This window comes from Dietzia sp. 2505 (assembly GCF_040546785.1).
Lineage (GTDB): Bacteria > Actinomycetota > Actinomycetes > Mycobacteriales > Mycobacteriaceae > Dietzia.
Genome location: NZ_JBEPON010000002.1, coordinates 89,199 through 107,958 on the forward strand (window position 1 = coordinate 89,199; position 18,760 = coordinate 107,958).

General features: G+C 71.3%; 20 protein-coding genes. 7 read left to right on the plus strand and 13 right to left on the minus strand.

What is annotated here, in order from left to right:
* Positions 1–413 precede the first annotated feature (413 nt).
* Positions 414–1,919, minus strand: a complete 1,506-nt coding sequence (locus tag ABIE38_RS04105; RefSeq protein ID WP_354054153.1) for an amidase — start codon at positions 1,917–1,919, stop codon at positions 414–416.
* 67 nt (positions 1,920–1,986) lie between these two features.
* Between ABIE38_RS04105 and ABIE38_RS04110 the strand changes: the two genes are divergently transcribed.
* Positions 1,987–2,946, plus strand: coding sequence for a CE1 family esterase (locus tag ABIE38_RS04110; RefSeq protein WP_354054154.1), 960 nt, complete (start codon positions 1,987–1,989; stop codon positions 2,944–2,946).
* Positions 2,947–2,964: 18 nt separating this feature from the next.
* On the opposite strand, the gene ABIE38_RS04115 is transcribed toward ABIE38_RS04110, so the two are convergent.
* Positions 2,965–3,396 (minus strand): DoxX family protein, encoded by a 432-nt coding sequence (locus ABIE38_RS04115; protein WP_354054756.1) that lies wholly within the window; start codon positions 3,394–3,396, stop codon positions 2,965–2,967.
* A gap of 108 nt (positions 3,397–3,504) precedes the next feature.
* Between ABIE38_RS04115 and ABIE38_RS04120 the strand changes: the two genes are divergently transcribed.
* Positions 3,505–3,945, plus strand: coding sequence for a MarR family winged helix-turn-helix transcriptional regulator (locus ABIE38_RS04120; RefSeq protein ID WP_354054155.1), 441 nt, complete (start codon positions 3,505–3,507; stop codon positions 3,943–3,945).
* Between the two features lie 30 nt (positions 3,946–3,975).
* Here ABIE38_RS04120 and ABIE38_RS04125 read toward each other — a convergent pair whose 3' ends face one another.
* Genes ABIE38_RS04125 through ABIE38_RS04135 form a run of 3 tightly spaced genes read right to left on the minus strand, consistent with a single transcriptional unit; the run spans position 3,976 to position 5,651 of the window.
* Entirely contained in the window at positions 3,976–4,413 is a 438-nt protein-coding gene (locus ABIE38_RS04125) for a PaaI family thioesterase (RefSeq protein ID WP_354054156.1), read from the minus strand.
* Positions 4,414–4,436: 23 nt separating this feature from the next.
* Positions 4,437–5,063, minus strand: a complete 627-nt coding sequence (locus ABIE38_RS04130; RefSeq protein WP_354054157.1) for a GyrI-like domain-containing protein — start codon at positions 5,061–5,063, stop codon at positions 4,437–4,439.
* 3 nt (positions 5,064–5,066) lie between these two features.
* Positions 5,067–5,651 carry a pyridoxamine 5'-phosphate oxidase family protein gene (locus tag ABIE38_RS04135; protein WP_354054158.1) on the minus strand — a complete coding sequence of 195 codons (585 nt, stop codon included), beginning with the start codon at positions 5,649–5,651 and terminating at the stop codon, positions 5,067–5,069.
* Positions 5,652–5,740: 89 nt separating this feature from the next.
* Here ABIE38_RS04135 and ABIE38_RS04140 point away from each other — a divergent pair, with 89 nt between their 5' ends.
* On the plus strand, positions 5,741–5,953 hold the full coding sequence (locus tag ABIE38_RS04140) for a sigma factor-like helix-turn-helix DNA-binding protein (protein WP_354054159.1): 213 nt from the start codon (positions 5,741–5,743) through the stop codon (positions 5,951–5,953).
* A 13-nt stretch (positions 5,954–5,966) separates the two neighbouring features.
* Here ABIE38_RS04140 and ABIE38_RS04145 read toward each other — a convergent pair whose 3' ends face one another.
* Together ABIE38_RS04145 and ABIE38_RS04150 are read right to left on the minus strand one after the other, a co-directional pair.
* The gene (locus ABIE38_RS04145; protein WP_354054160.1) at positions 5,967–8,336 is read right to left on the minus strand and encodes an ATP-binding cassette domain-containing protein; all 2,370 of its coding nucleotides are present in this window, start codon (positions 8,334–8,336) and stop codon (positions 5,967–5,969) included.
* Positions 8,337–8,416: 80 nt separating this feature from the next.
* Positions 8,417–8,773 carry a hypothetical protein gene (locus ABIE38_RS04150; RefSeq protein WP_354054161.1) on the minus strand — a complete coding sequence of 119 codons (357 nt, stop codon included), beginning with the start codon at positions 8,771–8,773 and terminating at the stop codon, positions 8,417–8,419.
* Between the two features lie 153 nt (positions 8,774–8,926).
* On the opposite strand from ABIE38_RS04150, the gene ABIE38_RS04155 reads away from it, so the two are divergent.
* Positions 8,927–9,271, plus strand: coding sequence for an RNA polymerase-binding protein RbpA (locus ABIE38_RS04155; protein ID WP_179525251.1), 345 nt, complete (start codon positions 8,927–8,929; stop codon positions 9,269–9,271).
* A gap of 72 nt (positions 9,272–9,343) precedes the next feature.
* On the opposite strand, the gene ABIE38_RS04160 is transcribed toward ABIE38_RS04155, so the two are convergent.
* From ABIE38_RS04160 to ABIE38_RS04170, 3 genes are read right to left on the minus strand one after another with little or no spacing between them, the layout of a single operon-like run.
* Positions 9,344–10,123, minus strand: coding sequence for a polyprenol monophosphomannose synthase (locus ABIE38_RS04160; RefSeq protein ID WP_354054162.1), 780 nt, complete (start codon positions 10,121–10,123; stop codon positions 9,344–9,346).
* The gene (lnt, locus tag ABIE38_RS04165) at positions 10,124–11,722 is read right to left on the minus strand and encodes an apolipoprotein N-acyltransferase (RefSeq protein ID WP_354054163.1); all 1,599 of its coding nucleotides are present in this window, start codon (positions 11,720–11,722) and stop codon (positions 10,124–10,126) included.
* Positions 11,719–12,618 carry an amidohydrolase gene (locus tag ABIE38_RS04170; RefSeq protein ID WP_354054164.1) on the minus strand — a complete coding sequence of 300 codons (900 nt, stop codon included), beginning with the start codon at positions 12,616–12,618 and terminating at the stop codon, positions 11,719–11,721. Before ABIE38_RS04170 ends, lnt begins: the two co-directional genes overlap by 4 nt.
* Before the next feature lie 72 nt (positions 12,619–12,690).
* On the opposite strand from ABIE38_RS04170, the gene ABIE38_RS04175 reads away from it, so the two are divergent.
* Complete coding sequence (locus ABIE38_RS04175) at positions 12,691–13,581, plus strand: hypothetical protein (protein WP_354054165.1); 891 nt, start codon at positions 12,691–12,693, stop codon at positions 13,579–13,581.
* Here ABIE38_RS04175 and ABIE38_RS04180 read toward each other — a convergent pair.
* Together ABIE38_RS04180 and dprE2 are read right to left on the minus strand one after the other, a co-directional pair.
* Complete coding sequence (locus ABIE38_RS04180; RefSeq protein WP_354054166.1) at positions 13,573–15,201, minus strand: cobalt-precorrin-6A reductase; 1,629 nt, start codon at positions 15,199–15,201, stop codon at positions 13,573–13,575. The two genes, ABIE38_RS04175 and ABIE38_RS04180, sit on opposite strands and share 9 nt — an antisense overlap.
* A gap of 28 nt (positions 15,202–15,229) precedes the next feature.
* Entirely contained in the window at positions 15,230–16,009 is a 780-nt protein-coding gene (gene dprE2, locus ABIE38_RS04185) for a decaprenylphospho-beta-D-erythro-pentofuranosid-2-ulose 2-reductase (protein WP_354054167.1), read from the minus strand.
* A 63-nt stretch (positions 16,010–16,072) separates the two neighbouring features.
* Here dprE2 and ABIE38_RS04190 point away from each other — a divergent pair, with 63 nt between their 5' ends.
* Positions 16,073–16,489 (plus strand): pyridoxamine 5'-phosphate oxidase family protein, encoded by a 417-nt coding sequence (locus ABIE38_RS04190; protein WP_354054168.1) that lies wholly within the window; start codon positions 16,073–16,075, stop codon positions 16,487–16,489.
* On the opposite strand, the gene ABIE38_RS04195 is transcribed toward ABIE38_RS04190, so the two are convergent.
* A complete protein-coding gene (locus ABIE38_RS04195; RefSeq protein WP_354054169.1) occupies positions 16,486–17,592 on the minus strand; it encodes a M24 family metallopeptidase in 1,107 nt (368 codons plus the stop codon). The genes ABIE38_RS04190 and ABIE38_RS04195 overlap by 4 nt on opposite strands.
* Before the next feature lie 171 nt (positions 17,593–17,763).
* On the opposite strand from ABIE38_RS04195, the gene ABIE38_RS04200 reads away from it, so the two are divergent.
* Positions 17,764–18,693, plus strand: a complete 930-nt coding sequence (locus tag ABIE38_RS04200; RefSeq protein ID WP_354054170.1) for a 5'-3' exonuclease — start codon at positions 17,764–17,766, stop codon at positions 18,691–18,693.
* Positions 18,694–18,760 lie beyond the last annotated feature (67 nt).

Consider the following 18,760-nt stretch of genomic DNA (forward strand, 5'->3'; position numbering starts at 1 on the left):
ACATAATGTAGATTATCGGCACTTGGCGGATCTGGCGATAGCGGTGGGTACTGCAGTGATGCCGTTGATCGTGTCGCCGTGATGTCGTGCCTGGCGCCGTGCGCGTCCGTCGGGCTGTCCCGGGTCGCCCCATCCGTCCGCTGAGATCGCCACCCCGTCGACGCGGTCACCGCTGGGGTTCGCGTTGGCCGACTCCGCCGTGAGGTGACGCCCTCCTGAGGTGACGCCGTGTGGGCGGCCTGGCCCCGAGGCTCCACTCGGGAACCCCTGGCGTGGAGGCTGACTGGAGGAAGCGGTCCGACGGATGAACCACCGGCCTCTCGGGCGATTCCGGGGCGTGGTCGGTTGGCTTTGAAACGTCACTGTGACGATTCTAGGGGCAATCCCCGGCTTTCCGGGTGTGGTCTCCCGAGCTAGTGAGGTCGCCCCGCGCCGGCCGGTACGGGCGGCCGCCGGTGATCCCACGGCACCGCCTGCTCGAGCTGACCGGCAAGGCGTAAGAGCATGGATTCACCCCCGAGCTGAGAGATGAACTGAACCCCCATGGGCACGCCCTCCGGGGTCCGGTGCAGGGGCAGCGACAGCGCCGGTCGGCCGGTGAGATTGGCCAACTGGGTGTACGGGATCCAGTTGAGGTTGTTGTCAATCATCGATTCGACGAGCCCCGAGCGTCGCAGCAGGCCGGCCGTCCGGGTCTTGAGAAGACCTGTCGCTGCGCGGTGTGCGAGTCGTGGGGTGTCCAGCGCGCCGATATGCGGGGGCAGGTCGGCCAGCGTGGGCGTGACCAGGAGGTCGTAGTCGTCGAAGAATGCCGACAACCTCCGCACGTGCTCGTGTCGACGCATCACCGTGTCGACGTACTCGACACTGCTGTGCGCTCGTCCGAGGGCCGCCATGATCTGCGTGTCGAGCTCGAAGTCACCGTCCCGGCACCCCGTGCGCCGCTTGGCATCGTCGACCTGCCACGCCAGGACCACGAACCAGGTGGCGAGGAAGTCGCGGGCCAACGCCAGGTCGTCGACCGGTTGCTCGGTGAGCACCTCCACGTCATGACCGAGGTCGGACAGCGTCCGTGCGGCCGCTTCCACCGACGCCACGGCTTCCGGATGGGGCTCGGAGTTGATAGAGGATGCGGTGCACAGGCCGATCCGCAGACGTCCCGGATCCTGTCCGACCTGAGAGAGGAAGCTCTCGGTGGGGATCCCGGGAACGTAGGGTCCGCTCGGTTCCCCGCCCGCCAACACGTCGAGCATCGCCGCGGAATCGCGGACGGAGCGCGAGATCACGCCGTTCGTCGCCGCACCGTGCATCGCCTCTCCAAGCGACGGCCCCATGGGTACAAGGCCGCGGCCCGGCTTGAGTCCGACGAGTCCGCAGCAGGCGGCCGGGATGCGGATCGAGCCGCCGCCGTCGCTGGCCCCGGCCACGGGAACGACACCGGCCGCGACCGCCGCGGCGGACCCTCCCGAGGAACCGCCGGGCGTCCTGCTCGCATCCCACGGGTTGCGGGCGGGACCGAAGAGGTCCGGTTCGGTGATGCCCTTCGCGCCGAACTCCGGGGTGTTGGTCTTGCCGAAGATGACGAGGCCCGCGTCGAGCCAGCGCTGTACCACTGTCGAATGTTCGGCCGCCGGGACGTGGGACAGGGGCCGCGAGCCGCCGCTGGTCGGCACTCCCCGATAGTCCTGACCGAGATCCTTGATGAGGAAGGGGACGCCGGCGAAGGGGCCGTCGAGTGGCCCTGCCGTACGTTCGCGGGCCCGGTCGTCCATCCGGCGGACGATCGCGTTGAGGTGCGGATTGACGGCGTCCGCCTGCTGCAACGCGACCTCGAGCAGCTCGCCCGCTGTCACCTCTCCCGACCTGACCGACTCGGCCAGGCCGAGGGCGTCGTGGCGACGGTACTCATCGATGCGCATGGGTCGTGAGTGTACCCAGGGGCCGTCCGCCGGGGCGGGTGTGCGCGAGATGCGCCAGACTCGGGGAATGGCAGAGTCGTCGTTCCCCCGACCCCTCCGGGCCGTGGCGTGCCTCGTGCTCACGCTCGCGATGGGCGCGTGTGCAGGACAGTCCGGTGATCGCTCCCCGTCCGCGTCGATCCCGACGGATGAGTCGCGGAATCTGACCAGCCACTCGACAGTGTTGGACGACCTCACCCGGAACTGGACCGTCTACCGCCCCCCGGCGGCGGAGGACCCCTCGGCGCCCGTGCTGCTCGTCATCCACGGGACCGGGGACACCGGCTCGGGCATCCGCAACGGGATAGGCCCCGACCTGGAGCGCCTGGCCGACGACGAGGGCTTCGCGATCGTCTACGTCGACGGCCACGAGAACAACTGGAACGAGTGCCGGAGAGAGGGCGACTGGCCCGCCAAAGAGGACGACCTCGACGACGTGGGGCTCTTCCGGGAGGCCGCCGGGTCGCTCGGGACGACCGGTCCGGTCTACGCGGTGGGCTTCTCCTCCGGCGGGCACATGGCCATGCGACTCGCCCTCGAGGCGCCGGACCTCGTCGACGGGGTCGCGGCGGTGGCCGCCAATCCCCCGACCCCGGAGAACCTGGGCTGCGGGGTCGGGGGTGAGCCGGTTCCGATCATGTTTGTCCAGGGGCGCCAGGACCCGATCAACCCGATCGACGGTGGTGAGGTCCGCGTGGGATCGGGCCTCGCCGCGCAGTCGAGGGGCGAGGTGCTGTCCGCCGTGGAGGGCGCGGAGTGGTTCGCCCGCCACAACGGGGTCGCAGTTGACGGGTCGTCCCCGTCGGTCAGTCGTGAGGGCGACGCCGAGACGTTCACCTGGGAGGGCCCGGATCCTGTGCGGCTGGTGATGGTGGACCGGGTGGGGCACTCCTTTCCCACCCTGTCCGGCAGGTGGGGCCGCGACGGTGGGGCACGGTACGACGCGCCCGGCGAGATCTGGCGGTTCTTCTCCCCCGGCCCGCCGTGAGCGCACCGGTGCCGGTGGTCAGCCGCGCCGGCCGCGCCACGCTCGCCACGCCCCGGTGGACCACAGTGCCCATGCCACCAGGAGGGGCTGGAAGAACAGTCGGATGAGGCGGGCGCGGTCGGTGTCCAGTCCGAAGGCGGCCGTGCCGGTGACGTACTGCGAGATGTTGCCGGGGAAGATCGCGACGAAGAAGCCGGCGGTGACCCACCCCACGGCGGGCCGGAACCTCGTCGGCGCCAGGATGAGGGCGGCGCCCAGTCCGATCTCGACGACTCCGGAGGCCAGCACCACGAAGTCCGGGTCCAGGGGGACCCAGGTGGGTACCTGGGCCTGGAACTCCTGCCGCATGGTGGTCAGGTGTCCCACGCCGGCGCCCAGCAGTGCGGCGCCGAGCGTCCAGCGTCCCAGGTGGCGGCTCACCTCGCCGGCCCGGACCTGGCGTCGTGTCATCCGGATGCCGGTGCGTGCGGCCGGTTGCCTACCTGGCGTGAGTTCCATGGCAGAAGTATTGCGCACAACTCAATTGTGCGCAATCAAATTCTGCGGGACACTGGGGAGATGAACGCCGATCTCCGCCTCGACCAGCAGGTCTGCTTTGCCCTCTACTCCGCGTCCAGGGCATCGACAGCGGCCTATCGGGAGGCCCTGGCCTCAGCCGGACTCACCTATCCCCAGTATCTTGTGATGCTCGCGCTGTGGGAGGAGGACGGTCTGACGATCCGACAGCTGGGCGACCGGATGCTCCTGGACTCCGGCACCCTCTCCCCGCTGATCTCGCGGATGGAGGCCTCCGGGCTGGTGTCGCGTCACCGGGCGGGCGGGGACGCCCGGAGTGTGGCCGTGGTACTGACCGACGCCGGGCACGCCCTCCGCGACGAGGCCGGCCGCATCCAGTGCTCCCTGCTGGAGAAACTGGACCTGCCGGCGGAGGACCTCCTCGAGCTGCGTCGACTGGCGCGGAGTGTCGTGGCGGCACTGGAGCGTGCCGACGCGTCCTGAGTCCGGGGCTCCGCCGTGGCCCGGGTGGGGTCAGCTGTGCGGAGCCGGATCCGGCCGCGGAACGTTCTGCAGCCTGAGTTGGCCCCTCGCGAGCACCTTGCCGCTCACGGACTGGCTGATCACCACGTCCCACAATTGCTGACTGCGCCCCTGGAACAACGCTTCCGCGATCACCTCCACCCGCCCGCCGGTCGACGCCCGCAGGAAGTCGGTGCCGTTGTGGACACCCACCGCGATCTGGCCCCTGTCGGCCACGGCGGCACCGGCGCCCGCGCCGCCCGCGGACTCGACGATGCTGGCGTAGACACCTCCGTGGACGGTCCCCCACGCGGTGAGGTGGTCGTCGCCCAGAACCGCATGGCCCCTGAGTCTCGTCGCGGTCACCTCGTCGACGACGAGCCCTGAGGCCCGGACGAATCTGCTCGCGTCATCGGAAGAGGCGTCGGGGAACCCGTCGGAGGTGGTCATGAGTTCTTTCTACCCGCACCCCATCATTGCTCCGCGACCCTCGCCACGGGTTGCCGCAGCATCGTCCGCAGTCGAGCCGGTTCGGTTCTCCGGGCATCGGAGAGATAGATCTCGTGGTGGTGCCCCGAGGCGGTCAGGCCGTGACCGGGAATGACCTCCTCGTGCATCCGGGCGATGACCGGCCCCTCCGCGTCGTACGGTCCGACGTGCAGGGTCTGGACGGCCGGGCCCTCGGCGAACTCTTCGAGGCTGACCCGGTCCACCGCGACCGCCGGCTTCGCCGCTCTCACCTTCTCCACGGCGGAGACCACCATGTCCGCGGTGACCCACTCCGGCTGCCAGATCATCATGGTCCAGCTCCAGGCATCTTTGTCCCGCGCGGTGAACACCCCGGGGTCCTCTGCGTACCAGAGGCCCTCGAGCGGGCCGACCGTGTGGACGCGTCCGAGCCCGACCTTGGCCACCGCCCGCACCGCGTAGGAGGTCGTGTACAGCGCCTCGATCACCCTGCCGTAGTCCTCGGAGGTGTTGGGGTCCCCGCTGCCGTCGGCCATGAGGAAACGCATGGGTGGCACGTCGACCACGTCGAACCTCCCGACTCTCCCGGTGTAGAGGTCCCTGCGCTCCTGCTTGATGTCGAAGGATCCCACGTCTCACCCTTCCCGCAGTTCGTCGATCTGTCGGCGGTAGACCTCGGTGAGGTCGTCGATGTACGCACGATCCCACCTGGGCGTGATGTGCTTGCTGCAGTTGGCGTCGGCGGCCACGAGATCCACGACGATCGCCCGCTCCACGAGCCCGGTGTAGGTCCTCTCCCCCATCGACCGCAGGCGTCCGATCAGGTCCGGGTCCCGGTCCGGTTCGATGATCCGGGCGTGACCGAACACCTTGAGTCGGGTCCGGGTGGGGTACTCGACGAAGAGCAGGCAGAGGCGGCCGTCGTGATCCACGTTGCTCACCGAGACGTACTGACGGTTCCCCCGGAACTCGACCCACGCGAGTGAGGTGGGCGTCAGGACGTGGACGAATCCCGCGGGCCCGCCGCGGTGCTGGACGTAGGGCCACCCGGACTCGGTGACGCTCGAGAGGAAGAAGTGGTCGGCGCGCCGGATCAGCGCGGAGTCCGTGCCCTCGAGGGCGAACTCGCCGGTCTCCCGCGGCCTGGAGGCGCCCACCGACTCCTGCCTCGATCGGGCGGCGGGACCGAAGGCGATATGGGGATACCGGTTGGCGGGCATGGCCACGACCCTAGTCCGCCGTAGTGGATCGTCAATAGGAGTTGACGGCAGGCTGGCGTCAACGTAGGTTGACAGGCGAGGTGAGGGAAATGGACACGACATTTGACGACGACGACCACGACGACACTCCGAACCCGGTCGCCCGCCTGGCCGCGATCGCGGAGGCGAAGGCAGCGCTCGCTCGTGAGGAGTCCGCGGCGGTCCGACACGCTCGGCTGAACGGAATGAGCTGGGCGGAGATCGGAGTCGTCCTCGGCGTGAGCAAGCAGGCGCTGCACAAGCGGTTCGGTAAGGCGGGGTGATCGCCGGTACCCCTCACCCGATCGCGGGCGCGACACCCTCGGCCACGTACTGAGCGAGGTGCTCACCGGTGAGCGTGGATCGGGTTGCCACGAGCTCGGCGGGCGTGCCCTCGAACACGACGCGGCCACCACCGTGGCCGGCACCGGGACCGAGGTCGATGATCCAGTCCGCGTGGGCCATGACGGCCTGGTGGTGTTCGATGACGACGACGGACCTGCCCGCGTCGACCAGCCGGTCGAGCATGCCGAGCAGGTTGCGGACGTCGGCGAGATGCAGGCCGGTGGTCGGCTCGTCGAGCACGTAGACCTCCGCTTTGTCCGCCATCTGTGCGGCCAGCTTGAGACGTTGCCGCTCCCCACCCGACAGCGTGGTCAGCGGTTGTCCCAGTCGGACGTAGCCCAGTCCCACGTCGCGGAGCCGGGACAGGATCTTGTGCGCGGCCGGGATCCGGGCCGGTCCCTCGCGGAAGAACTCCTCGGCCGTGGCCACCGACATCGCCAGGACCTCACCGATGTTCCGCTCCCCCAGCCGGTACTCCAGTACCTCGGCCTGGAACCGCCGACCCTCGCAGTCGTCGCACGTCGTGGCGACCCCCGCCATCAGCCCGAGGTCGCTGTAGATCACGCCCGCCCCCTTGCAGGTGGGGCACGCGCCCTCGGAGTTGGGGCTGAACAGCGCGGGCTTGACGCCGTTGGCCTTGGCGAAGGCCTTCCGGATCGGGTCGAGCAATCCGGTGTAGGTGGCCGGGTTGCTGCGCCGGGACCCGCGGATCGCGGCCTGGTCGATCGCGACCACACCGGGTCGTGGGGAGACCGACCCGTGGATGAGCGAGCTCTTTCCGGAGCCGGCCACGCCGGTCACCACGCACAACACCCCCAGCGGGATGTCGACGTCCACGTCCCGGACGTTGTGGGCGGTCGCGCCCCGCACCTCGAGGTGGCCGGTCGCCTTTCGGACCTCCTCCTTGAGGGTCGCGCGATCGTCGAGGTGGCGACCGGTGACAGTGTCGCTTCCCCGGAGGCCGGTGACCGACCCCTCGTAACAGATCTCCCCACCGGTGGACCCGGCACCGGGTCCCAGGTCCACCACGTGATCGGCGATGGCGATGATCTCCGGCTTGTGCTCCACCACCAGCACCGTGTTGCCCTTGTCACGCAGCCGCAACAGCAGGTCGTTCATCCGCTGGATGTCGTGCGGGTGCAACCCGATCGACGGCTCGTCGAACACGTAGGTCACGTCGGTCAGCGCCGACCCCAGGTGCCTGATCATCTTGACGCGCTGCGACTCACCGCCGGAGAGCGTCCCGGCCGGCCGGTCCAGGGAGAGGTAGCCCAATCCGATCTCCACGAAGGAGTCCAGGGTGTGCTGCAGCGCGGCGAGCAGGGGGGCGACCGAGGGTTCGGAGAGTCCTCTGAGCCACTCGGCCAGGTCGGTGATCTGCATCGCGGAGGCGTCGGCGATGTTCAGCTCGCCGATCCGCGAGGACCGTGCGCCCTCGTTCAGGCGGGTGCCGTCGCACTCCGGACAGGTGGTGAACACCACGGCCCGCTCCACGAAGGCCCGGATGTGCGGTTGCATCGCCTCGACGTCCTTGGCCAGCATCGACTTCTGGATCTTCGGGATGAGCCCCTCGAAGGTCACGTTGATCCCGTCGGCCTTGATCCTGACCGGCTCCCTCCGGAGCAGGTCGTGCATCTCCTGTTCGGTGAAATCGCTGACGGGCTTGTCCATGTCGAAGAAGCCGGACCCCGCGTAGATGCGCCCGTACCACCCGTCCATCGAGTACCCGGGTACCGTGATGGCCCCCTCGGCGAGCGACCTGGACCGGTCGACCAGAGCATCGACGTCGAAGTCGGACACCGACCCACGACCCTCGCACCTGACGCACATCCCGCCGGTGATGGAGAACTCCGCCTTCTGCCGGCTCCCGTCCGCTTTCTTGAGTGTGCCCACCCCGCTGGCTGACGCTACGTTGAAGGAGTACGCCTTGGGCCCGCCGATGTGCGGCTCCGCCAGTCGGCTGAACAGGATGCGCAGCAGGGCTCCGGTGTCGGTGGCCGTGCCGACCGTCGAACGGGGGTCGGACCCCATGCGCTCCTGATCCACCACGATGGCGGTGGTGAGGCCGTCGAGGAGGTCCACGTCGGGGCGCGCGAGAGTGGGCATGAAGCCCTGCAGGAACGCGCTGTAGGTCTCATTGATCATCCGCTGGGACTCGGCGGCGATCGTGGCGAAGACCAGTGAGCTCTTGCCGGAACCGGACACCCCGGTGAAGACCGTGAGCCGTCGTTTGGGCAGGTCGACGCTGATCGACTTCAGGTTGTTCTCCCGCGCCCCCCGGACGCGGACGACGTCGTGGGAATCGGCGATGTGGTCACTCACGGTGCGTCTCCTCGCTGGGGTGTCTGCGGACAACCGTAGGTGCCGCACACCCCGCCGGGGAGGGATACCTCAGCCGCGGTTCACCTCAGTCGTTCGGCGCGCCGGGCAGCGGCCACCAGATCACCGGACATCCGGGCCAACTCGGTGGCGTCCTCTCCCTCGAGGATCGCGGTGCGCAGGTCTTCGCACGCGCACCTGAGCTGGAACATCCGGTCCATGAGGTCCGTCGACTCGGCTTCCGAGAGCACCACCGTCCCCTCGGGGAGTTCGCGGACCCGCAGAGACTGACGTTGCTCGTAGGCGCGCTGACGGCACGAGCGGCGGCAGTACCGTCGTCGTCGGCCCGTGTCGCCCTCGTCCACCGGACGCCCGCACCACGCGCACGAGGCCTCGCCCCGCCGAGGCGGGGGTTGAGCAGCTGGGGCGTCGGTGTCCACGGAGGTCAGGGTACCGAGACGGTCCCCGGCTGGCCTGCTGCCGTGTCCCGTGGGAACATTTGGGGGGTCACCTGGCGTTACATCACCAGGAACACGGCAGCGTCGTGTCGCAGGCAGCTGGACAGACGGACGAACACGGTAGAAGGAGTTCGCATGGCAGATCGAGTCCTCAGAGGCAGCCGCCTCGGTGCGGTGAGCTACGAGACCGACCGGGACACCGATCTCGCGCCCCGGCGGATGGCCAAGTACCAGACGGAGAACGGCGAGGTGTACGAGGTCCCGTTCGCCGATGACGCCGAGATCCCCGGGACCTGGATGTGCAAGAACGGCCAGGAGGGCCAGCTCATCGACGGTCCGGCGGTCGAGGTCAAGAAGGGCAAGCCGCCGCGTACCCACTGGGACATGCTCCTCGAGCGTCGCTCGCTCGACGACCTCGAGGACCTGCTCAAGGAGCGGATGGACATCCTCAAGAAGCGTCGGCGCGCAGGCGCCCGCTGAGCGTCGCCACCGCGCGAGAACGCCCCGGCCCCGTCAGGGGGCCGGGGCGTTGCGCATCCCGGGGGTGCCGGTTCAGCGCCGGACGAGCGATTTCAGCTGTCTGCGCCGCTTCTCCCAACCCCAGCGGGCCACGTTCACGGCGGCCTCCCGGAAGATCGACTCGCTCATCTTGGACTGCCCGACGGTGCGCTCGGTGAAGGTGATGGGGACCTCGACGACCGTGCCCCCGGTGTTCAGCAGACGCCAGGTCATGTCGATCTGGAAGCAGTAGCCTTTCGACTCGATCGCGTCCAGATCGAGGCGCGCCAGTGACTCGCTGCGATATGCGCGGAAGCCGGCAGTGATGTCCTTGATGCCCACCCCCAGCATGATCCGGGAGTAGAAGTTGCCGCCGCGGGAGATCACGTGGCGTTGCCACGGCCAGTTCTCCACGCTGCCGCCGGGCACGTAGCGCGACCCGATGACCAGGTCCGCGCCGGCGTCGACCGCCGCGAGCATCGCGGGTAGCCGCTCCGGCGGGTGGCTGCCGTCCGCGTCCATCTCCACCAGCACGGTGTAGCCGCGCTCCAGTCCCCATCGGAATCCGGCGATGTAGGCGGCGCCGAGCCCCTGCTTTCCCGGGCGGTGCAGGACGGTGATCCGCCCCCGCACGTCCTGTGCGGCGAGCCGGTCGGCGACCTCCCCCGTGCCGTCCGGGCTGTTGTCGTCCGCGATGAGGACAGCCACGTCGGGAGATGACGCGAGCAGACGCTCGACGACGCCGGGCAGGTTGTCCCGCTCATCGTACGTGGGGATGATCACCAGCGTCCGCGCGGACGGAACGGCCGGCGGAGGCGCCGTCGGATCGGTCACTTACGTCTCCTCGTGCTCGGTCGCGGGTCGCTGCCGGGTGCGGATCAACGCCCATCCCAGGCCGACGAGCCCGATGAGACAGCTCACCATCTGCGGTATGCCGCCCAGTCGGGTTGCCATCGTACCGGCGGTCCCCAACTCGACCTGCGCCGCCAGCGTCGCGGGCTCGAAGATCCCGGTCTCCTGGATCACCCGACCGTCGGGGCCGATCACCGCGCTGACCCCGCTCGTGGCGGCGATGAGAACGGGGACGTGGTGCTCCACGGCCCGGACCCGCGACATCGCGAGCTGTTGGTAGGTCATCGGAGATCTACCGAAGGTCGCGTTGTTGGTGGGCACGGTGAGGATCTGCGCGCCGCGGGCGATCGGTTCACGGGCCGCGGCGTCGAAGGCGATCTCGAAGCAGATGGCCACGCCGAGGTCGATCCCGGCCGCGGTGATCAGCCCGGTGCCGTCCCCCGGCACGAAGTGCCCCGCGGTCCGGGCGATCGGGAACAGGGCCTCCAGCGGCGCGCGGAGGGGCAACCACTCCCCGAACGGCTGGATGTACTTCTTGTCGTGACGGTCGACCACCGGACCGGCGGCGGACGCGGACGATCGGCCGTCCCAGACCAGGTACGAGTTGGTGGCCTCGGGGCCCTCACCCACCCGCAGGACGGTGCCCACGAGGATCGGGGCCTCCAGGCGCCGGGACAGGGCCGTGATCTGTGCGCCGGCCAGTCTGTCGGCCAGGGGCGAGATGTCGGAGGCGTTCTCCGGCCACAGCACCAGGTCGGGCCGGGTCGCCGTGCCGGCCTCGACGTCGTCGGCGAGCTCCGAGGTCACCCGCAGGTGGTTCTCGAGGACCGCACGCCGCTGGGCGTTGAAGTCCAACCCGAGTCGGGGGACGTTGCCCTGGATGACGGCGACGTCGGCCGTCTCCCCCGGTGCCCCGGTCGTGGTGTCGACCGCGGCGACCGCGACGAGTCCCACGGTGACCAGCGGGACGGTCACGAGCCCGGTGGCCGCGCGCAACGGCTGGCGGCGGCGCGCCAGCAGCAGGACGGCGAGCCCGATCGAGGCGCCCGTGGCCGCGACCGCGAACCCGAGCAGCGGGGTCCCGCCGAGTGCGGCCAACGGCAGTAGCGGGCCGTCGGCCTGGCCGAACGCCAGCCGACCCCACGGGAAACCACCCCACGGCCACGAGGACCGGACCCACTCCCACACCGACCACCAGCCGGCCACCCCGATCACCGCCCCCAGCGCCCGCAGACCGGGACGCCGCCCGGGCGCGAGCCCCGCCCCGAGGATCACCACGGCCCCGGCACCGAACGCCGCGAGGTAGAGCGCCTCCACCAGCGCCAGTGCCCACGCGGCGTACGCGCCGACGTACAACCCCACCCAGGGGACCAGCAGGAGGAAGAACACCAGACCGGCGACCAGCCCGAGGAGGGCGCCGGTCCGCGCACGGGGCGCGGGCCCGCGCGACGGGGACAGGACGACGACGAGGAGGGCGATGGCGGGAAGTGCGGCCCACCACAGGCCGACAGGAGGGAACGACGCGGCCAGCAGTGCGCCGGCCGCGGCCGCCCCCACCACCCGTATGAGGACGGGGATCACCGCGGGTGCACCGTGGACCTGCCGTCGACGACCAGCCCGCGCAGTTCCGGATCAGGTCCCGTGAGGTCGGGCATCGGTGGGACGCCGGACCTCCGATCGGTGGACCAGCGCTGGACGGCGTCGTCGGCCGCGACCACCGCCAGCTCTCCCGTCCGCCACCTCGCGTAGGTCGCCGCCGCCCCGGGGGTCAGGGTCCCCGCCGTCCCGTCGCGCGCCCCGGCGGCGCGGCGGGCGCCCCGGGTCAGGGCGGTGAACGCGGCGCGCGGCGACAGACCCCGTCCGCCGGGTACCGAGGTGAGCACCCGCAGGGTGTCCCACGGCCGTACCGAGTCATCGGCCCGGGTCGATGCCGCCAGCGCGACCCCGGAGCCGGCGATCCGGACGAGGTCGCACCCCGCGAGGTCGTCCACGAGGGGCCGGAGCAGGAGAACCGTGCCGACCGCCGCGAGGGCCGCCAGTGTCCCGTCGTCGATCCGTGCGGTCGTCCCGACGATCACCGGGGTGCACCGCGCCACCGCCGGCCCGCCGAGCTCCCCGGCCAGCCGGGTGAGCTCGTCCGCGATCCGTGCGGGGCCCTCGTGCGCGTCCAGGACCACCCGCTCGCCCGCCCGCACCCGGTCGCCGACGGCGTCGAGCGGGTGCGATCCGGGGACGGGGGCGGCGACCACGCCGTCGCCGGCGGCCGCGTCGAGGTCCAGGCCGGTGGAGAGGCACTCGACGAACGCGGGCGCGACCCAGTCCCCGTCGAGATCGACGAGTTCGGCGCCGGGGAACAGCGCTGGTCCCGGTGCGTCCGAGCCGGCCCACACGACCAGCCCGTTCTCGTGGGCCAGGGCGGTGGCGTCACGTGAGGAGGGGGTGAGGACGCGGCCTCCGGTGGCCAGCAGTGCGGTCATGGCCCCGATTATCCCTGAGTCGATGGACGGGGGTCCGGTCCCCCACCTGCCCGGCGCCTAAGCTGGCACCCCATGACCGACTCTCCCCCCGATACCGTCGCCCGCTTCCCGGGCGGCCGGCTGCGTCCCACCGACTGGACGACCCTGGCGGGCGTGGCGGCCGAGCACGGCGGTGACATCGGGCTCGCCCCCAAGGGCGGCGTACTGGTCAGGCGAGCCGGCGGTGAGCCGCTGTCCCGGTCCGAGCTCGTCTCGGCCGGGCTGTCCCCGATCGTCGGGGACCGGCGCCTCCCCCACGTCATCGCCTCGCCCATGGCCGGGCGTCTCCACGGCCATCACGACCTGGCCGACCTGGCCGAGGGTCTGTGTGAGGAGTTGCTCGGGCGTACCGGCCCGCCCGTGCCGCGTCGTCCGCTGCTGGTGGGCCTCGACGACGGTTCCGGGGACGTCCTGGCCCACGCGCCCGACCTCGCGGTGGTCGGCGGGGGCCCCGACGGGTCCGTCCGGGTGCACCTCCCCGGACAGCAGGAGGGGTCGGAGATCGCGGCGACCGACGCCCCGCGGGTCCTGGCGGATATCGCCGACGCGCTCCTCCGGAGCCCGGACGCGGTGAGGGGTATCGGCGACCCGGACGCTCCGGACCACCTCGTCGTCGTCGCCGATGCACACCCGACGCCCTCCCCCCGCCCCGTCGCCACTACCGCGGTAGAGGTGCCCCCCGTGGGGTGGGTCGACACCATCGACGGGCTCGTGAGCCTCCTCGCGGTGGTACCCCACGGCGTCGTCCCGGCGCGACTGGCCGAGTTCCTGGGCGCTGTCGACCGCCCGAGCACGGTCTCCGCGGACCGGGTCATCGGACTCCACGAACTCACCGAGGACATGGCCGAGCAGGTCGTGCGGGTCCTGGCGCCGATGGGGATGGTCTTCGACGCCTCGTCGCCCTGGGTGACCGGGTCAGCGTGAGCCGAAGCGACGGACCAGCCAGCGGGCCGCGTCATCGACGGAGTTCACGGTGTCAACGAGAGGGCCGGAGTCGCCTGGCCCGACCGGGTCGGGCTGTGCGCCGGCCGGCCGGTCCACCATCACGATCGGGATCCGCAGATCGCGCGCGGCATGGAGCTTGGCGACCGACGCCTGGCCTCCGCTGTTGCGGGTGACCAGGACGTCGATCCGGTGTCGGGACATGATGGTCCGCTCGGACTCGACTCCGAACGGCCCCCGGTCCAACACGAGCAGGTAGCGGTGCGGGAGCGGACCGGGTGGCGGTTCGGCGCAACGGATCAGGTAGGACCCCCGGGTGTCGCCCGCGAAGGCGGTCGGGCCCCGTCGTCCGACAGTGAGCATCGGTCGCCGGAAACGCTGCCGGACCAGCCGTGCGGCTTCCCCCGTGTCGGTGACGCGGATCCAGTGGTCCCCGTCCTCCGGTGTCCACGGCGGGCGATGCACCCGGAGCAGGGGGATTCCGGTGGCGCGGGCGGCGCTGGTCGCTGAGGCCGAGATCCGGGTGGCGAACGGGTCGGTCGCGTCGATGACCGCGCTGACGTCGTTCTCGCGGAGCCAGTGGGCCAGGCCCTCGGCCCCACCGAACCCCCCGATCCGAACCTCTCCCCGGGGCAACCGCGGGCGGGACGTCGCGCCGGACAGAGCGGTCACCACGTCGAGCCCCGCCGTCACCATGAGGTCGGCGAGCCCGCGGGCCTCGCCGGTCCCGCCCAGGACGAGGATCCGTCCCGGGGTGTCCGAGGGCATCCGGGCGGTTGTCGCCACGACGGACCGCGACACCGATGCAGGAGTGGGTTCGGACGACCGGCTCGCCACCGGGGCCGGTCCGCGGTCGGCCACGGATCCGTCGTCGTCCTCGCGGTGCCCGAGGGTCCGTCCCACGATCACGACCATGTCCGCCGGGAGATCGGTTCCCGCCAGGCGGTCGGTGATGTCCGCGAGCGTCCCGATGACCGTGGTCTCGTCCTCTCGACCCGCGGACATCACGACCCCGGCGGGGCACCCGGCTCCGTGCACCGGGACGAGTCCCCGGATCACCTCGGCGAGCTGCGGGGCGCCCACGTGGGGCACCACGGTGAGGTCCGGGTGCCCGGTCAGAAGGGGTGACTCCGGGTCCCCGCCGGACGGGGCCGGCCGGGGCTGGTCGCCCACCGGGGTGATGTGGACCGATCCGGTGATGTGGACCGATCCCGTTCCTCCGGGTGTGGACAGGTCGACACCGACAGCGGCGGCCGCCGCGGCGAACACGGGGACACCGGGGACGATCCGCCACCCGATCCCCGCCGCCTCGAGTGCGCGGAGTTCCCGGCCCACCTCGAAGGACGACGCGGGATCCCCCGGGATGAGCCGGACGACCCGGTCGCCCCGCTCGCACGCCGACCGGATCTCGGCGATGACGTCCGCGAGGGGCATCCCGGCCGTGTCCACGAGTCGGGCCGTCGGCGGGCAGAGGGCGAGCACCTCCCGGATCCCGGGGCCGCCCTCGAACAAACAGGTCCCGCAGCGGGCGAGGATCCCGGACGCGCGGACGGTGAGCAGATCCGCGGCACCGGGCCCGACGCCGATGTATCGGGCGGTCACCGCGCGTTGTCCTCCGCGGCGGGGGCGTTCACCGCGGCATCCGTCGCCACAGCGGCTGCGGCACGAGACGGGCCACGGCGAACATCACCCGCAGCTGCCACGGGATCCACACCACCCCGGCCCGACGGGCCCGCACGCAGTCGACCACCGCGTCGGCCACCTGATCGGGAGTGGAGGAGAACGGGGCGGGGTCCATCCCCTCGGTCATCCGGCCGATCACGAACCCCGGGCGGGGGATCACCAGCGTCACGCCCGTGCCGTGGAGGGCGTCGGCCATCCCCGACGCGAACCCGTCGAGACCGGCCTTGGCGGAGCCGTACACGTAGTTCGCCCGCCTGACCCGTTGCCCGGCGACAGACGAGAACGCCACCAGTACCCCGCGACCCCGGGGTTTCATCCGCTCCGCCAGAACCGTGAGCAGGGCGGCCTGGGCCACGAAGTCGGTGTGCAGGATCCCGGCCGCGGCCGCCGCGTCCCTCTCGGCCACCTCCTGATCGCCCAGGATCCCGAACGCCAGCACGGCGATCGAGATCTCACCGATGCGCGATTCGACGTCCTCCACGACCCGGGCGTGCGAGTCGAGGTCGTCGGCATCGAAGTCCATGATCTCGACGGCCACCGCCCCGGCCGCCGTGAGCGGGGCTGCCAGCGCGGAGACGTCTCGGCCGGGGCGGGTGGCGAGGACGACCGTGCGTCCGTCCGCGAGACGCCGGGCCACGGCCAGACCGATCTCGCTCCGGCCACCGAAGATCACGACGACCTCGCCACCCGGTGCGCGCCGGGGCGAGGGGACTGCGGGGGTGGACATGAGGGAATTGTCCCACGCACGTCGTTCCGGTCCGCGTCGGCTCGCTGTGGCAGGCTCGCCGCTATGTCCCGCACACTGGCAGACCTCTCCCCCGACGCCCACGAGTTCCTCGCCGAGTACCACCTGGGCACGCTCACCACCCTCCGCCGCGACGGTTCACCGCACGTGGTGGCGGTGGGCTTCACCATCGACCCCGAGTCGGGGCTGGCCCGCGTGATCACCCGGCGGGGATCGCAGAAGGCGCGCAACGCCGCGCGCGGCGGGCGGGCAGCGGTCTCCCACGTCGACCGCGGCCGCTGGTTGACCTTCGAGGGGCAGGCGCGGCTGCTCACCGACGAGGCCTCGGTCCGCGAGGGCGAGCGTCGATACGGGTTGCGCTACCGGGAACCGAAGCCGAATCCCGAGCGCGTCGTGGTGGCGATCGAGGTGGACCGGGTCCTGGGTTCTGCCCAGATGTTCACCGGTTCCGGAGTGGGCTAGAGGACCCGGAGACCCCGATCACCGGTGTTGAGGTCGCGGCGGCCGTCCGCCGTCACCGCGACGATGTCCTCGAGACGGGCGCCCCACCCGCCCGCCGTGTAGATCCCGGGCTCGAGGGAGAAGGCCATGCCCTCCGCCAGCACGGTGTCGGCACCGGGCGCGACGAACGGCGGTTCGTGCAGCCCCAGACCGATCCCGTGCCCGGTGCGGTGGATGAACAGCTCCCCGAGTCCCGCGGCCGCGAGGTGTTCGCGGGCCGCGGCGTCGACCTCGCCGATCGCGACGCCCGGGCGCACCGCCTCCCGGGCCAGACGCTGCGCCTCCTCCAGGGCTGCGTACGCCTCGGCGATCCCGGGGTCGGGCGCCCCCATCGAGTACGTGCGGGTGCAATCCGAGTGGTACCCGCTCTCGACTGGCCCGCCGATGTCCACCACGACGATGTCCCCCGGCTCGATGACGCGGTCGGAGACCCCGTGGTGCGGGTCGGCGCCGTTGGGTCCCGAGCCGACGATCACGAATTCGGCGTGGGTGAGCCCCTCCTGCACGATCGCGGCGGAGATCAGCTCACCCACCTGAGCCTCGGTACGACCCACCTCGAGGAACTCGCCCATCCGTGCGTGGACCGCGTCGATGCGACGGGCGGCCTCGGCGAGTTCATCGAGTTCGTGCGGCGTCTTGACGGACCGCACGTGGTCGATCACCTCCGAGGCCAGGATCACCTCGCCGTCGACGCCCATCTGGAGCGGGACGAGATGGAGCGCGGGCAGCGCGGTCGACACGGCGATCCGGCCCCACACCGTGCCCGCGACCAGGGGGACCGCGTCCGTGCCGTCCGCCCAGGGATGGATCTCCGCGCCCACCCGGGCGGCCGCCCGGCGGGTGACGCCGGTGAGTTCCAGCGCCGGGAGCACGAGGAGGGGCGTTCCGTCCCCGACGGGTACGACGAGGGCGGTGAGCCGCTCGTGGGAATCCATGCGTTCGCCGGTGAGGTAGTCCATGTCCTCACCCGAGTACACCACCACGTGGTCGATCCCGAGCCCGCGCGCGCGATCGCGCACCGCGGTCAGTCGCCGGGCGTGGATGTCCGAGGGGCCGGTGCTCATGCCCCCCACCCTAGGTCGTCGGGCCACGAGGACGCCCCGCCGTCCGTTCCCGGCGGATCAGGGCGCCCCGCCGTCCGTTCCCGGCGGATCACTGTCACCTCGCTCGCCCACGGGGAGGACTATTCTGACGCCGGGTCGATCCCCGGCCCACACTCGACCCGAGGAGGCGCGGTGTCCCAGGGCCCGCTCATGGTTCTCGACAGTGCCGGCCTGTGGTTCCGTGCGTTCCACTCGGTACCGGAGAAGATCACCGGACCCGACGGCGCACCGGCCAACGCCGTGCGTGGATTCTGCGACATGGTGTCGGTGCTGCTCGAGGAGTACTCGCCGGCCGGACTGGTCGCGGCCCTGGACCGCGAGTGGCGCCCCGGCTGGCGCGTCGAGTTGTTGCCGTCGTACAAGGCCCACCGTGTCGGGGACGACGGTGGGGAGGACGCGCCCGCCTCACTCCACCCGCAGGTCGGTGCGATACGGGAGGTCCTCACCGCGGTCGGTATCACGCAGGCGTCCGCGGCCGACGCCGAAGCCGACGACGTCCTGGCGGAACTGGCCGCTCGCGATCGCGAGGTGCTGGTGGTGACCGGCGACCGCGACCTGTTCCAGCTGGCGTCGGCGAGCACCACGGTCGTGTACGTGGGGGCGGGGATGAAGAAGCGTCTCGCGTACACCCCTGAGGTCGTCGCGGAGCGCTTCGATCTGCCCGTCGGCGATGACGCGCGCGTGTACGCCGACTACGCGGTGCTCGTCGGTGACGCCTCCGATGGCCTGCCGGGGGTGGCGGGGATCGGCACCAAGACCGCGGCATCCCTCGTGCGGGAGTACGGGGGCCTCGACGGCATCGTGCAGGCCGCCGAGGACGAGGGGTCGGGTCTGACCACCCGGCAGCGGAAGGCGGTGCTCGAGGCCGCCGACTATCTGACCGCCGCCCGCGGGGTGGTGCGGTTGCGGGGGCGCGGGTTCGAGCTCGAGTTCACCGGTGATGCCGACGGCCGGCGAGGACACGTGGACCGCGCGCGGCTGGACGCCCTCGGTGAGTCCACGGGACAGGCGCGTGCGATCGGCCGTCTGGAGAAGGCGGCCTCGGTGCTGGATCCGGCCTGAGAACCGTCGCCGGTCCTCTGTACTCCCGCGCCGGTCATCTCCCGCGCCGGCATCGACAAGAGTGTTC